12 protein-coding genes and 1 pseudogene are annotated in these 14547 nt (G+C 31.7%); 6 read left to right on the top strand and 7 right to left on the bottom strand.

Annotation, left to right across the window (positions count from 1 at the left end):
* Positions 1-67: 67 nt before the first annotated feature.
* Both H0I26_RS18290 and H0I26_RS18285 read left to right on the top strand, forming a co-directional pair.
* Positions 68-595 (top strand): YcxB family protein, encoded by a 528-nt coding sequence (locus H0I26_RS18290; protein ID WP_218700311.1) that lies wholly within the window; start codon positions 68-70, stop codon positions 593-595.
* A 173-nt stretch (positions 596-768) separates the two neighbouring features.
* Positions 769-1788 carry a hypothetical protein gene (locus H0I26_RS18285; protein WP_218700310.1) on the top strand — a complete coding sequence of 340 codons (1020 nt, stop codon included), beginning with the start codon at positions 769-771 and terminating at the stop codon, positions 1786-1788.
* 196 nt (positions 1789-1984) lie between these two features.
* On the opposite strand, the gene H0I26_RS18280 is transcribed toward H0I26_RS18285, so the two are convergent.
* The 5 genes and pseudogenes from H0I26_RS18280 to H0I26_RS18260 all read right to left on the bottom strand — a co-directional run bounded on the left by H0I26_RS18280 (position 1985) and on the right by H0I26_RS18260 (position 8102).
* Positions 1985-2986 carry a M12 family metallopeptidase gene (locus tag H0I26_RS18280; RefSeq protein WP_218700309.1) on the bottom strand — a complete coding sequence of 334 codons (1002 nt, stop codon included), beginning with the start codon at positions 2984-2986 and terminating at the stop codon, positions 1985-1987.
* A 180-nt stretch (positions 2987-3166) separates the two neighbouring features.
* Positions 3167-4097, bottom strand: a pseudogene (locus H0I26_RS18275) (IS1595 family transposase).
* Positions 4098-4355: 258 nt separating this feature from the next.
* Positions 4356-6632, bottom strand: coding sequence for a TonB-dependent receptor plug domain-containing protein (locus H0I26_RS18270; RefSeq protein WP_256935193.1), 2277 nt, complete (start codon positions 6630-6632; stop codon positions 4356-4358).
* Positions 6625-7524 (bottom strand): FecR family protein, encoded by a 900-nt coding sequence (locus tag H0I26_RS18265; protein WP_218700308.1) that lies wholly within the window; start codon positions 7522-7524, stop codon positions 6625-6627. Before H0I26_RS18265 ends, H0I26_RS18270 begins: the two co-directional genes overlap by 8 nt.
* Before the next feature lie 62 nt (positions 7525-7586).
* On the bottom strand, positions 7587-8102 hold the full coding sequence (locus tag H0I26_RS18260; protein ID WP_218700307.1) for an RNA polymerase sigma factor: 516 nt from the start codon (positions 8100-8102) through the stop codon (positions 7587-7589).
* A gap of 137 nt (positions 8103-8239) precedes the next feature.
* Here H0I26_RS18260 and H0I26_RS18255 point away from each other — a divergent pair, with 137 nt between their 5' ends.
* From H0I26_RS18255 to H0I26_RS18240, 4 genes are all read left to right on the top strand, one after another.
* Positions 8240-9895: a hypothetical protein gene (locus tag H0I26_RS18255; RefSeq protein ID WP_218700306.1), complete on the top strand. Its 1656-nt coding sequence runs from the start codon at positions 8240-8242 to the stop codon at positions 9893-9895.
* Positions 9896-10029: 134 nt separating this feature from the next.
* Positions 10030-11358, top strand: coding sequence for a signal recognition particle protein (gene ffh, locus H0I26_RS18250; protein WP_101020166.1), 1329 nt, complete (start codon positions 10030-10032; stop codon positions 11356-11358).
* Between the two features lie 117 nt (positions 11359-11475).
* Complete coding sequence (locus H0I26_RS18245; RefSeq protein WP_218700305.1) at positions 11476-12360, top strand: bifunctional 5,10-methylenetetrahydrofolate dehydrogenase/5,10-methenyltetrahydrofolate cyclohydrolase; 885 nt, start codon at positions 11476-11478, stop codon at positions 12358-12360.
* A gap of 57 nt (positions 12361-12417) precedes the next feature.
* The gene (locus H0I26_RS18240; protein ID WP_218700304.1) at positions 12418-13110 is read left to right on the top strand and encodes a TIGR02206 family membrane protein; all 693 of its coding nucleotides are present in this window, start codon (positions 12418-12420) and stop codon (positions 13108-13110) included.
* 103 nt (positions 13111-13213) lie between these two features.
* Here the strand turns inward: H0I26_RS18240 and H0I26_RS18235 are convergent, their stop codons facing one another.
* Complete coding sequence (locus H0I26_RS18235) at positions 13214-13636, bottom strand: VOC family protein (protein WP_218700303.1); 423 nt, start codon at positions 13634-13636, stop codon at positions 13214-13216.
* Between the two features lie 3 nt (positions 13637-13639).
* On the bottom strand, positions 13640-14542 hold the full coding sequence (rluF, locus tag H0I26_RS18230) for a 23S rRNA pseudouridine(2604) synthase RluF (protein ID WP_218700302.1): 903 nt from the start codon (positions 14540-14542) through the stop codon (positions 13640-13642).
* Between the last annotated feature and the right edge of the window lie 5 nt (positions 14543-14547).

Raw genomic sequence — 14547 nt, 5'->3', positions numbered from 1 at the left:
TATATAAATTATCAGTTCAATTTCAATTTTAACCTTTAGCCATATTTCAGGACTAGACATTTCAAGTATGACACTCAAATACAAAATAAAAGAGCAAGATTTTTTAGACTTTCAATTATTTAACGCTTCTAAATCTGAAAGGATAAATAAGCAGAAAAAAAAGGGTTGGATTCTAATGACAGTTGGGTCAGTTTTAGCAGCTTTTTACTTCTATTTAAACCAGAATATTGCCTTAACATTATATTTAGGACTTATAGCCATTACGAGTGGTTTTTTCTATCCAAAATATTTCAAATGGTCGCACAAAAAGCAATACAAAACATTTATCCATGAGAATTATTCAAAACGGTTTGGACAAATGGAGACAATAGAAATAAAAGAAGATTCCATTTTCTCTAAAGACAAAGCAGGAGAATTAAAAATATACATATCAGAAATAGAAAAGATTGACGAGACTCAAAATCATTTCTTTTTAAAAATATCCACAGGACTTTCGCTGATTATTCCAAAGAATGAAATTAATAATTCGAATGAATTAAGACGAAAATTTAAATCCATGGGACTGACTTTGAACAATGAAACAAACTGGAAATAAAAAAACTGGTTACATTAAATTGTATAATTAATTGCTAGGTCACTGCTTACTTGCGAATATTCCTTCGGATATTCTATTCAATTCTTTTTAATTTATTAATTTTAGTATTAAACAATACATAACCATGCATAAACAGGTTAGATAAAATTAATAACATCGATTATAAATTAACAATGGACATTCAAAAAGAAATAATTAGAATTACATCAGAATATTTTGAAGACACACTTGATTTCCAAAAGTTGTCAAATGCCTCTAAAGCATTTAAATCTATTTTGAACACCATTTGTGAGCAAGATCTGGATGTAGAAGAAGGAAAAAAGGACATAGCACTAAGCAATGGAAAGGCTCTTGGTACGTTTTGGGCTGCACTTTGCCTTGACGACTTGTTGAGAACCCGACAATTTATTAGAGGTATAAATAAAGCTATTGAAGACAAAAGAAAGGAAGATAAAAAACAAATTCATATTCTGTATGCTGGAACAGGACCTTTTGCTACACTTATACTTCCTATTATTTTTAGATACCTTAAAGAAGATATTAAATACACCTTATTGGAAGTTAATCCATTTACCTTTAAAATATTACAAAATATAATTTCAAAACTAGAACTAGAAGACTTTGACATAGACTTAATAAATAGTGATGCAACTAAATTTAAAATAGATTCTAAAAATCAACCCGATATTATTATAAGTGAAACCATGCAAAATGCATTGGCAAAGGAACAGCAGGTTCCTATCTTTTTAAATTTAATGGAACAAGTAACGTTTGATACAATATTTATACCTGAAAAAATCGAGTTATATCTAGGCCTTAAAAAAATAGGAATTGCAACAGAAACACTTCAAAAAAAACATTTTATTAAAGTACAGAAAGTATTAGACGTTAGTAAAGCATCTGTATTTCCTCAAAATCAATCAAAAACAGAAGCCCTGGGACAAAAATCATTTTCAAAAATGAAAACTGTCATTGAAAGTGAAAAGTTAAAAGGATTTGATCAACTTGTTATTATTACGGAAATACAAGTTTATAAAGATGAAAAAATAGGTGTTAATGATAGCGGTTTGACTACACCAATTTGTATTCAGAATATTCCTGAACATTTAAAAGATTCAGTAATAATTGATACACAATATCAAATTTCTTCTGAACCAAAACTTGAGTATAAAATAACGTTGCCAAACTACTAGGCTAAAATTTTACCTTTTAAAATTTGGGAACAATCATAAAATTTAAACTTTTAAACTCGAGAACTCACGACAGAAAATTTTCAGAAACTAAAGCGAGATACACTAAAACATATCATTTTTAATTCCTTTTTAAACCAAAAAAAAGACATAAACCAATTGGTTTATGTCTTTTAAATTTAATTCTATTAACTATAGATTAGTTACATTCTCCAATAATTACCCACCTTGTATTTGTTCGTTCATATAAAGACCCTTGATAAGTAACTTTAGCCCCTACTTGGTAATTTTGAGAACTAGACCATGCAGAAACACCATCGCATAAACGTCCTCCTGTTTCTCCTCCAGGATACATAATATTAATACCTTGGATATCTCCAGATGATAGTCCGCTTCTTTGAGAATTAAATGCAGTACCATCATTTTTGACTATAGTTGGTTGTCCATTTTTTGAAAAGGCATAAGAACTATAAAGCATTATAGAGTTAAAATCTAGAGAAGAGGTGTATTCATCACCATCTTGACCTTGCTGTGCATAGGTTTGAAAATTATTTTCTCTATTATCTTGAATATTTTGGAAATTTATATTAATATAATTATTTCTATCAATTCTACTTTGCTCATGCCATAAACCTACTGCATGTCCAATTTCATGAATTGTACTTCCCGTAGTACAACCGTTAGCTAGAGTAATATTTTGTCTTCCACCAATTCTACCTACAAAAGAAGAACAACCACTACCTGGTGTAAAATACACATAGTCTGATTGGTTTGTACGTTGCACAAACTGAACAGATGTGTTAGCTTCCCAATGGGCAATAGCATCAAAAACGCGCTGTTGATTAGATAAGGTAGAATTAATTTGGTAATATACGATGTTGTTGTTCCATCTGCCTCCTGTTCGGCCTACACTTCTATCTGTGTCATTAGATGGAGTTGTAGTTAATTGATTTAATCTAAAAACAATATCGCCATCTAATACATAAGTATCTTCTATTTTTTCAACAGTAAGCTCAGACAAGCCATAGTATAGTTTGTGTAAAGAGCCAATTTGATCTGGATAGGCTAGTTCAACTTCGCTTTGATCCAATACTTCTTCTTGAATTAGTTGATCTTCATCTTGATTAATTTCTTCGTTTTGACAGGAAGTCAACATAATAGAAATACCAATTGCACAAAATAATAAATGTTTAATTTTCATAATTACGGTTTTAGTGATAACAGTTTAAGTTATCGAGGTTGGTGATTAAAATATTTTAAGCATTAAATTTTATATACGTTCAATTAACCTATTTTGGATCTTCTTTAAAAAGAATGACTATTTTATATGAAAAACACATTTTTAATCGTGTTTATTTGAGGAAATAATAGATTCTAGCAATTAGAATCTATTCACAATAAAAAAAATAATATTTTTAATTGTATGTATTGGGTATCCACTTGCTGTAATACTAGCTATTATTAATCTGTCAAATATTTTATCCAAAGTACCTTGGATTAAGCTTATAAATGAATTCATTTAAGTAAAGTTGTAGGTGTTTTACTTTTATTTTATGATAGGTTACACAAAATTCCTTTTAGTATTACTGATTGCAAATGCACCCACTTTAGAGTCTCTTTAGTTGTTTGTTGACTAGATTTTTTACTAATATATATGTCCACATAATTCGCAATGTTTATATAGGATGTACTCTGGTCTGTAATGACTAGCGATTGATCATTTTTAATGGTATTTTGTAGTGTTTTATCTGTATTTCGATGTTATGATCTGGAAGAACTTTTGTTTTAAAGTATCTAGCATATTTCTCTGTTTTTCCTGTTTCTAGATCCTCTAAAACTGTACTTTCCGCCATAATCATCTCATTAGACTTTATCTTGCTACCACGGTCTGCTTTCTGTGTTTTGTGATCCTGCTGAGACGCTTCTATTATGCCTTCAAGAGTATAGCTATCGTCTCGTTTGCCCATAGCCTTGCGTAACTTATAAACCATTGCCCACACAGGCTCGTAGCGTTTCAAGCCAAGCTGACGTTGTGTTTCTTTACTGGAAAATCCTTTCTTAATGTTACTTAGTAAAAAAAATAATTTTGTACCAAATGATAAATGACAATTTAGAACTCTCCATAATAGTTCCGCTACGAAGTGATATTTTAGCCTTACATGATTTACATTGGTAACTCCATTTGTTCTGAAGCCAGTAATGATTCCTTGAGCTATAACGATGACAAACAACTCCTTATTGATCACTTGTGACTTAAAATGTAATCTACAACTATGCTCATCCGTAAAATGAACACCAAATATAAAAAACAGCCATAATAACTTGCTTTATAATAACTAATTATACGCTTTTAACGACAAATTAGGAGTGTTTACGGACGTACAATATTTTTATAAATATTAGAATAAGAAAAAATGGATAGTTGAATGTGTCAAAAAGAATAATCATATAACAAAGACTACTCTTCGATTAATTTAAATATAGAGACACCAGTAATTTACAAATTACCTCAAAAAAAAGCATTAAAAATAGCAATCAAGAGATAGAGTTATTTTTTATAAAAACCAAAGCTAAAACTTAACCCTAAAACTGACGTTGGGAGTTATACCTAAAGACACATTTTCAACCTTAGAGATTTGATTGTTATCTATAGTATAGTATGTATTTAAAATATTTTCTTGATCTAAGATGTTCCAAATAGAAGCTCCAACAACAGCTTTGTTTTCGCCAAGCTTAAATTGATATGTTGCAGATAAATCAGCTCTTAAATAGGCTTGTAATCGACTACTGTTTGGTGTTTGATAGTGTATTGTATTTCCTGTATTTGGATTAGTACTATCTGGTTGTGTAAATGGTTTTCCAGAATGCCAATTGACTCCAAAAGCTAATTTTAATTGTTCCCAGTGATACGTACTTCCAAAATTTATTTGGTGCGTAACATCAAAATTACTAGGGAAAGCAGTGCTGTTATTTAAGTCGTTAAACGTATAATTATTGCGACTGTAACTGTAACTTACCCAAGTGCTAAAAGCGTTTAATTGTTTGTTTATTAATAGGTCTACCCCTTTAACTTTATAGTTACCTAAAGCGTTGGTATACTGATATTGATTTTGAAAACCTTGACTACGGGTTGTTATCCCATCTACGGTTTTAAAATACCCTTCTGCACTTAATAATAGCTTGTTTTTATTGTAAGTGATTCCAGAACTGATTTGTTTGCTTTTTTGAATTGGTATTGTATTATTGTTAGCTAAAACCCATCGCCGTTTCTCAATACCTAAAAAGTCGTTTTGTAAATCTATAAGTTGTGAGGTGCTTTGGCTTTTATATTCACCAGATAATTCTATTCTAAATGCTTTTAAAAAACGCTGACTGATATAGACACGAGGTTCGGTTATTGAAATATTAAATTTTCGGAAATAATTATGTCGTAATCCTAATTTAAGATGTGTCTTCTTATTTTTAGAATTAAACACGGTTTCCGCGTAAGCGCTATACGTGCGAAGGACATTTTTTATATTCCGTTTAAAAATAGGAGCATTAACTTCTTCAAGATGACTGATGCCTATTTCTTTAAACTGCATCCCACCATTAACGACTACCGTTTTATTAAAATTGTAATTAGCATCAATATTAAAGCCATTATCAATGACTTTGTTTTCTTGTGTTAATCGTTGATTATTAATAAGGTCATAGTCTGAAGAACGTAAGTCGTAGTTGGAATAATACCCTTTTATAGCGGTGTTTAATTTGTCGTTCCAGACATGTTCGTATTGTAATGCCGATGCTCGATTTTGTTGTTTTAATTGATTAGTGATATTGTCTGTATCCGAAGTATTTGAAGATTCTTCAAAATCTAATTGATTAAAAACATTAAGTAAAGTAAAACGAAGTTTGTCTTTTGGACTAAAATCGTGTAAAAATTTTAAAGAAATATCACTAAACTTAAACGTCTGGTTGGTTGTTGTGGCAATGTCGTTATTAGTGACGTCAGAATCTTGGAAGACACGTTTAAAATACTGATTGTAGGTTGGTGTATCTAAAACGTCTGTAATAGACCGTCTTGTGGTCAATTGTAATTGCGTTTTTTTTGCTAAAGGGATTATAGCAAAGCCATCCGTAGTTATCATGTTTATTCCAATACCAGCACTAAAATCTTCTTCTGTATTGTCTGATAATTGCATGTCAACAACACTAGAGACGCCATCTCCAAACTTAGCACTTGTTCCATTTTTGGTAACCGCTACATTTTTTGTTAAGTAGGGATTAAAAGCAGAGATTAAACCAAAAAAATGTCCAGATTGGTACATTTTTATACCGTCGTATAAGATTAGATTTTGATCATGTGTACCTCCTCGTACATTAATATTGGATACCGTTTCATCGACACTTAAAACACCAGGAAGGTTTTGGATGGTTTGTAAAATATCGGGTTCTATCAATCCAGGTAAAATCGCGAAAGATTTTGGTGCAATTGTAATAGCACCAGAATTGTTTTTACTAATTCCGGTAGTTAGATAATTAGAAATAGTAACTTCTTCTAGTTTTTGAAAAGAAAAGCTGTTTTTATTATTTGAGACTGTAATAAAATGATCGTCTAATCGGTTGAAAATTAAGTCGGTTTGAGATTCTAGTTTGGCTAGGGTAGTGGTAAGGTTGTCTTTTGGGTTGTAATCAACCATAACGCCTTTAATCACCTTATCAGCATAAGAAAAACTGACTTTATATTTATACTCTATAGTCGACAGAACATCTAAAAGGGGGAGTCTTTCGTGTTGTGCATAAACAGAAAAGTTGCAAACTAGTAATACAATTAAAAATAGTGCAGTCTTTAACGATTTACTCACGCGTTAAAATAATAGTTTTGTTAACTTTTTTATATTGTAATTGTAGTGGTTGCGTTATAGATTGCAATGCGATATTAATATCATTATGCGTAAACTTACCAGAAAACAATGTGCTTTTTTTAATAGTATTACCTTCTATTTTGACATTATATTGTCTTTCAAATTCAGCAAATACTTCGCTTAAAGGTACACTAATAAAACGACTTACATTATGTGTCCAATCAGGTTGTTGATTCTCAGTTTGTAAACGCTTTATCTGATTACCATTAATAATTAAAAAAGAATCACCAGCTGTTAAGGTTGTTTTTTTTGTATTAATAGCAACACTAACGACGCCTTCAAAGCAAGTGACTTCAAAATAATTTGCACGTTGTTTGACATTAAATTGTGTGCCAACAACACTTACAATCCCTGTTGCTGTAATAACATTAAAAGTACTTCCTTTTTTTACTTTAAAAAAGGCTTCCCCTTCAAGCTCAATGTTACGTTTATTAGCATTCCATTGCTTGCTATTATATGTGATTTTGGATAAGGCGTTTAAATTGACTTTAGAATTGTCGGGAAGTTCTATTTGTGTTTTTTCTGCGTATTGCGTCGTAATAGTCGTATCTAAAGTTGTCGTGTAATAATATGCACTAAAGCATATGACTAGTATGGCCGCTATTTTTAGGAAAGGTGTTAGCCAGTTGTTTTTAGACACTGGTTTACTTTCAATTTTAGATAATGTAGCTTGCAAAGCCGCTTCAGTATTAAATTCTGGAGCTTTAAAACCTTTTGTATAATTAGATAGTTTTGTAATAGCGTCATACTCCTCTAAAGCTTGGAATGCTTCAAGCTCTTGAGGGGATAAGTTATTATCTAACCATTTTAATATTAATGCTTCTTTATTCATAACTGCAATTCAAACATATAACAAGGTAAGCTGTAAAATTCCTACCCTAAAAATCTTTTATTTTATAATTCTTCTATATCTAGCCTTAATTTTTTTAAAGCACCATATATACGTTTTTCTACTGCTTTTGTACTAATACCTAAAAGGGTTGCTATTTCTTTAAAACGTTTACCTTCTACACGATTCATTAAAAAAGCAACGCGTTGTGCTTCGGTAAGATTAGATATTGCTTTTTCTAGTTTTTGTCGGTATTCATCCTCTTCCATTAAAAATTCCGGAGATAGATTAGTATGATGTGAGGTTATTGTTTTTTGATGTTTTAAAACTACTTTTTGATGTGCGACTTCGTTTAACATTAAATTATTAGCGATTGTAAACAAAAAGCTTTTCGCTTTATTGGGTGTTACTTTTTTACAATTTTCCCATAATTTAATAAATGCTTCTTGTGCCTTATCTTCAGGATTTAAAAGTTCACCAAACTTGTAATACAAAAAGTTATGTAGGTTTTTTGCATGCTGTTTAAATAGCGCTTCAAATCTTGATTTATCGCAAATATCTTTATGTAAATTTTTTGACATAGTATTTTATCGAGTTACAAAGTAGAACTATTTTTTTTGATTTTTAGGGTAGGAGTTTCTTAAAAATAAATGTTTTATTAACGAAAGCAAAAATGTGTTGCCTTGAAAAATAAAAATTAACGAATCATAACATAAATATGAATTTTAAAAATATCCTTTTTTTACCAGTATTAGTTTTTTTGTTATTTGCGTCTTGTCAAAATGAAGAATCTGAAATTATTAATCAACAAGAAGATATAATATCTGGTAATTCTACTATTGCCAATTTGATGAGTAATACAGCCTTAAATGATGGCTCTATTGACAATATTATCGATTATGCTAATTGCTTAGAGGTGGTATTGCCCGTCACAGTTACGGCAAATGGTGTCACTATAACTATTGAAACGGTTACGGATTATAATGCATTGCAAGCGGTTTTGGAGGCCTTTAATACAGATGATGATAGCGTTGGAATTACATTTCCTATTACAGTTGTTTTAAATGATTATACTCAAATTGTAATTAATAATCAAGAAGAGTTGGAATTACAAATGGCGAACTGTAATGGCGAAAATGAAGCAGACGATGATATCGAGTGTATTGATTTCGAGTATCCAATTGCATTTTCTATTTACAATACAGATTTCCAAGTTACGGAAGTAACAACAATAAGTAACGATGAAGTTTTATATCAGTTTTTAGAGTCGTTACACGGACCAATATTGGCAAGTCTAAACTTTCCTGTTACAATGATTTTGGCTAACGGTGAAGCTATCGAAGTTAATAACATTCAAGAACTAGAGGTTGTAATAAGTGATGCCGAAGGTGATTGTGATGAAGATGATGATTACGAGTATGCAGATGATAATGACTGTACACAATTAGAGGTTAGCACTTATTTGCTAAACTGTGGTCAAATACCAAGTATAAATGGATATACGCCTTCATTTACAGTATTTAATTTTCTAGAAAATAATAGTATATCAACTTTATATGAAGGTGATTTGCTTTTTGATGGTAGCTGGGATATTTCTACAATTGATGGTTACGTTTATGTGTTTATAAATTTTAATGGCTTAGAAGAATATAATGGACAATGGAAAGTGGTAGAATGCGCTTCCGGCGAATTAATTTTAGAACAAGGGAATGATACATTACTATTATTGAATGATTGTAACACGACTAATCCATTTGATTGTTTTGAAGATGTAACGGTTACAGTATGTGATAATGATGGTGATTTAGATTTATTCACAGCTTTTAATATTGATGCAATCTACCAAGACTGTGCCCAAAATAATATGCTGGTAAACTATTATAGTACCAATACGGATGCAGAAACAAGTATCAATCCGTTAGCATCGCCTTACACCAATTTGGTAAACCCAGATGTGCTTTATGCTAGAGTTGAGGTAGCAAATGATCCTAACACATTTCAAATATTTACAGTGTCATTAGTTGTAGAAAATTGTTCCACTACCTGCACCGAAGGCGATGTTGATGGCACCTTACAGATGTGTGTGTGGACCATTACAAATTATGCAGGAGATAGCAGTTTTGATATTTTTGATATTAATTTTCAGGATAATCAAACGATGACCATTGCTTCGGATAATGAAACCTATACTGGTAACTGGTCGACCTCAGGAAGTGGAGGACAAGTAATCGTTGCTTTTTCAGATATATCTGGAGGGAATGTTCAGGTCTTAAATGGAGATTATAATGTTGTAGAATGTACCGGAGAACAGCTGATACTTCATGATGTGAATAATAGTAATAACGAACTAGTTTTAGATAAAGATTGTAATTAAAAATTTAGTTGAAGTTAAGTTGATTAAAAGGTTGCTAATTTTAGCAGCCTTTTTTTATGGAATTATTTGTATATGAAACTTCGTAAATACGCTTCAAATTGCTATTTTTGTGCTTCTTAAAACCAGAAAAAATTATGTTTAATAATTTAAGCGAAAAGTTAGATAAAGCGTTACACGTACTAAAAGGACATGGTAGCATTACAGAAGTAAACGTTGCCGAAACCCTAAAAGAAGTACGTAGAGCACTTTTAGATGCCGATGTTAACTTTAAAATTGCTAAAGAATTTACTAATAGAGTAAAAGAAAAAGCACTTGGTCAAAACGTTTTAACCACGTTACAACCAGGACAATTAATGGTTAAAATCGTAAAAGACGAATTAACTCAATTAATGGGAGGTGATGCAGAAGGCCTTAATTTGTCTGGTGCCCCAACGGTTATTTTAATGTCTGGTTTACAAGGATCTGGTAAAACAACCTTTTCAGGTAAGTTAGCTAACTTCTTAAAAAACAAAAAAACAAAAAAACCTTTATTAGTCGCTTGTGATGTCTATCGTCCTGCTGCAGTAGATCAATTACATGTTGTAGGAGATCAAATAAAAGTTGATGTTTATAGTGATAAAGGAAATACTGATCCAGTTGCTATTGCAAAAGCGGGTATTGCACATGCAAAGCAAAATGGACATAACGTTGTTATAATTGATACAGCTGGTCGTTTAGCTGTTGATGAAGCGATGATGAAAGAAATTTCTAACATCCATGAAGCAATTCAGCCACAAGAAACCTTATTTGTAGTAGACTCAATGACAGGTCAAGATGCTGTAAATACAGCGAAAGCCTTTAATGATGTTCTTAATTTTGATGGTGTAATCTTAACTAAATTAGATGGAGATACACGTGGTGGAGCAGCAATATCTATTAAATCTGTAGTAAATAAACCAATTAAATTTATTGGTACTGGAGAAAAAATGGAAGCTATTGATATATTCTATCCATCTCGTATGGCAGATCGTATCTTAGGGATGGGAGATGTTGTGTCTTTAGTAGAACGTGCACAAGAGCAGTTTGATGAAGAGGAAGCTAGAAAACTTCAAAAGAAAATTGCTAAAAACCAGTTTGGTTTCGATGATTTCTTAAAACAAATTCAGCAAATCAAAAAAATGGGGAACATGAAAGACCTTATTGGAATGATTCCTGGTGCTGGAAAAATGATGAAAGATGTAGATATAGATGATGATGCTTTTAAAGGTATCGAAGCTATTATCCATTCTATGACGGTAAAAGAGCGCACTAATCCTGCGATTATCGATGCCAGTCGTAAAAAACGAATTGGTAAAGGATCTGGAACGTCTGTACAAGAAGTTAACCAGTTACTAAAGCAATTTAATCAGATGAGCAAGATGATGAAAATGATGCAAGGTGGTAAAGGAAAAGCCATGATGCAAGCCATGAAAAATATGAAATAAATAATTAGTAAAAAACAGTCAGTAATAGGCTGTTTTTGCTTTTTACATTGTTTTTATAATACTTATTAATTTGTAGACTGCCAACTGAGGACAGCAAACTTAATACAATCACAAAAAATGACAATTCTAGACGGAAAAAAGGTTAGTAACGATATCAAAAACGAAATAAAAGCGGAAGTCGATAAGATGATAGCTAATGGTGAGAAAGTCCCTCATTTAGCAGCAGTTATTGTTGGTAATGATGGTGCAAGCTTAACATATGTTGGTAGTAAAGTAAGAGCCTGCGAACGTGTTGGTTTTGAATCTACAATGGTTAGATTATCTAATACCACTAGCGAAGTTGAGTTGTTAGATAAAATTGAGGAGCTTAATAATAACGATGCTATTGATGGTTTTATCATTCAATTACCATTACCTGATCAAATTGACACACAAAAGGTTTTAATGGCCGTAAACCCTGATAAGGATGTGGATGGTTTTCATCCAATGAATTTTGGAAAAATGGCATTAGATATGTCTACTTTTATTCCTGCAACACCTTTCGGGATTTTAGAATTGTTAGACAGATATAACGTAGACACTAAAGGAAAACATACTGTCGTTATTGGACGTTCTCATATTGTGGGACGACCAATGAGTATTTTAATGGGGCGTAAAGGATTTCCTGGAAACAGTACAGTAACACTTACACACAGTCACACTAAAAATATCACACAAATTACGAGTCAGGCAGATATTATTATCTCAGCATTAGGAGTGCCTAATTTCTTAAAAGCAGAAATGGTAAAAGATGATGTCGTTATTATTGATGTTGGTATTACGCGTGTTCCAGATGAAACTAAAGAGCGTGGTTACCGTATTACTGGTGATGTAGATTTTGAAAACGTAAGTAAAAAGGCGAGTCATATAACACCTGTTCCTGGTGGAGTAGGACCAATGACTATTGCTATGTTGTTAAAAAACACATTGTTGGCTAGAGAACGTCACATACAAAGATCATAGATTTATAAAAATAAACACTTATTTTACAACCTGAAATTAATCATTTCAGGTTTTTTTATGCCATTATTAGCTCACGTACAATTTGGAAGCTTAGAACACCTATTGCCTATTGGTTTAGCAGTACTACTATGCTTTGCTCTTGTTTTTGTTATGAAGAATAAATCAGAGCGACTAAAAAATCAAGTATTTAAAATGCTAGGATTTTTTGTATCTGCCTTTATAGCTGTTTTTCATTTATATAAAATTAGTCAAGGTGATTATAGTTTGCAAACGGACTTACCTCTGTTTCTATGTAGCTTTATGGCGTTGTTTATTTTTGTTTTCACTTCTACTAAATCATTTAGAGTATTTGAAATTTTACTCTTTTGGATAATTTTAGGAACTTCTCAAGGGGTGATTACTCCAGATATAAAAATAGGTTTTCCTGTCTTTGATTATTTTAGATATTGGGTGGTTCATTTAGGGTTACTGATTATAATAGTATACGCTATTGTTATTTTTAAAATGAAACCTACACTAAAAAGTGTAGTAAAGTCTTTTGTAGCGTTGCAGGTCTATTTTGTTGCGCTTATGTTAATTAATAAAATCCTGAATGCTAATTATGGGTATTTAAATTATAAGCCCAAAGCGGGTTCTGTTTTAGATTATTTTGGAGACTGGCCAACGTATGTTATTATTGGTCAGTTAATATTAATTCCTGCGTTTTTAATAATTTACTTTCCATTTTTTATTTTTAAAAAGAAGCATTAAAAAGTTGTAAATACAGGGCTTGTAGAAGACCTATTCTAAAATAAAAAACCTCATCACTGATTAGTGATGAGGTTTTTTTATTTTTTGATAAATTAATTTGACGTTATTTTGCAAATATTTGAGACATATCCTTAAACGATTTAAACTCTAAAGCATTGCCAGAAGGGTCTTTGAAAAACATCGTTTTTTGTTCGCCAACCAAACCTTCAAATCTAACATAGGGTTCGATAATAAATGTAATGTCCTTAGATTTTAGATCATCTTCTAATGCGTTAAAAACAGCCCAATCTAAAACCACTCCAAAATGCGGCACAGGGACGTGCTTTCCATCGACTTCATTGGCTACAGCTTCTGTTGTCGTTTTTTCTTTAAAGTGAATGACTAATTGGTGTCCAAAAAAATTAAAGTCAACCCATTGGTCACTATTACGTCCTTCTTCACAATTTAAAATGTCTCGGTAAAACAGACGGCAGGCTTCTAAATTATGTACTGGAATTGCTAAATGAAAAGGAGATACGCTGCTCATGGTTTAATCCTCTTTACGACGGTTTCTAATTGGACGTTCTCTATTTTCTCTAATAGGTTGTTCTTGCTTTAAATCATCTCTAGACGGTTCTGCTTTGTGCTCCGTAGTATCTCGAGTTTGTCTCTCTTTACTCGCTTTACTTATTCTAGTCGTGTTTTCTTTGGCTGTTTTAGCTTCATGTATTTTAGTCGAGTCCTCTAAAAGTAAGTGTAATGTTTTTAACTCTTTTTCTGTAAACTCACGGTATTCTCCAACAGGAACATCTAATTTGACATTCATAATTCTAACACGTCTAAGTGATGTTACTTCATACGTTAAGTACTCACACATACGTCTAATTTGTCGGTTTAAACCTTGGGTTAAAATAATTCTGAACGTATGAGAATCTATTTTTTTAACAGAACATTTTTTAGTAGTACGGTCTAAATCTTCAAGATATATTCCGCTCGCCATTCTATTAATAAAGGTTTGCGATATAGGCTTGTCAACGGTTACTAGATATTCTTTATCGTGATTATTACTAGCACGTAAAATCTTGTTTACAATATCTCCATCATCTGTCATAAAGATCAAACCATCACTTAATTTATCTAAACGTCCAATTGGAAAAATACGTTTAGGGTAGTTAATGTAATCTATAATGTTATCTTTTTCTACATTAGTGTCTGTTGTACAAACAATACCTACCGGTTTGTTAAAGGCTAAGTAGATCGGTTTTTCTGTATTGGTTTTAATAATCTCGCCATCCACAGCAACAACATCACTCGGCGTTACTTTTGTTCCCATTTCTGGCACAATGCCATTAATAGTGACACGTCCAGCATCAATTAATTTGTCCCCTTCACGACGCGAGCAAAAACCAGCTTCGCTGAGGTATTTATTAAGTCTTGTTAATTTTTCTTCCAAAATGT

Origin of the sequence: Olleya sp. HaHaR_3_96 (assembly GCF_019278545.1) — a bacterium.
Taxonomy (GTDB): Bacteria; Bacteroidota; Bacteroidia; order Flavobacteriales; family Flavobacteriaceae; genus Olleya.
This window is presented reverse-complemented; position numbering and strand designations above follow the sequence as displayed.

Bases quoted from the DNA above. Each gene is read 5' to 3' on its own strand.
- H0I26_RS18290 (WP_218700311.1), top strand. From the start codon at position 68: ATGACACTCAAATACAAAATAAAAGAGCAAGATTTTTTAGACTTTCAA.
- H0I26_RS18285 (WP_218700310.1), top strand. From the start codon at position 769: ATGGACATTCAAAAAGAAATAATTAGAATTACATCAGAATATTTTGAA.
- H0I26_RS18280 (WP_218700309.1), bottom strand. From the start codon at position 2,986: ATGAAAATTAAACATTTATTATTTTGTGCAATTGGTATTTCTATTATG.
- H0I26_RS18265 (WP_218700308.1), bottom strand. From the start codon at position 7,524: ATGAATAAAGAAGCATTAATATTAAAATGGTTAGATAATAACTTATCC.
- H0I26_RS18260 (WP_218700307.1), bottom strand. From the start codon at position 8,102: ATGTCAAAAAATTTACATAAAGATATTTGCGATAAATCAAGATTTGAA.
- H0I26_RS18255 (WP_218700306.1), top strand. From the start codon at position 8,240: ATGAATTTTAAAAATATCCTTTTTTTACCAGTATTAGTTTTTTTGTTA.
- ffh (WP_101020166.1), top strand. From the start codon at position 10,030: ATGTTTAATAATTTAAGCGAAAAGTTAGATAAAGCGTTACACGTACTA.
- H0I26_RS18245 (WP_218700305.1), top strand. From the start codon at position 11,476: ATGACAATTCTAGACGGAAAAAAGGTTAGTAACGATATCAAAAACGAA.
- H0I26_RS18240 (WP_218700304.1), top strand. From the start codon at position 12,418: ATGCCATTATTAGCTCACGTACAATTTGGAAGCTTAGAACACCTATTG.
- H0I26_RS18235 (WP_218700303.1), bottom strand. From the start codon at position 13,636: ATGAGCAGCGTATCTCCTTTTCATTTAGCAATTCCAGTACATAATTTA.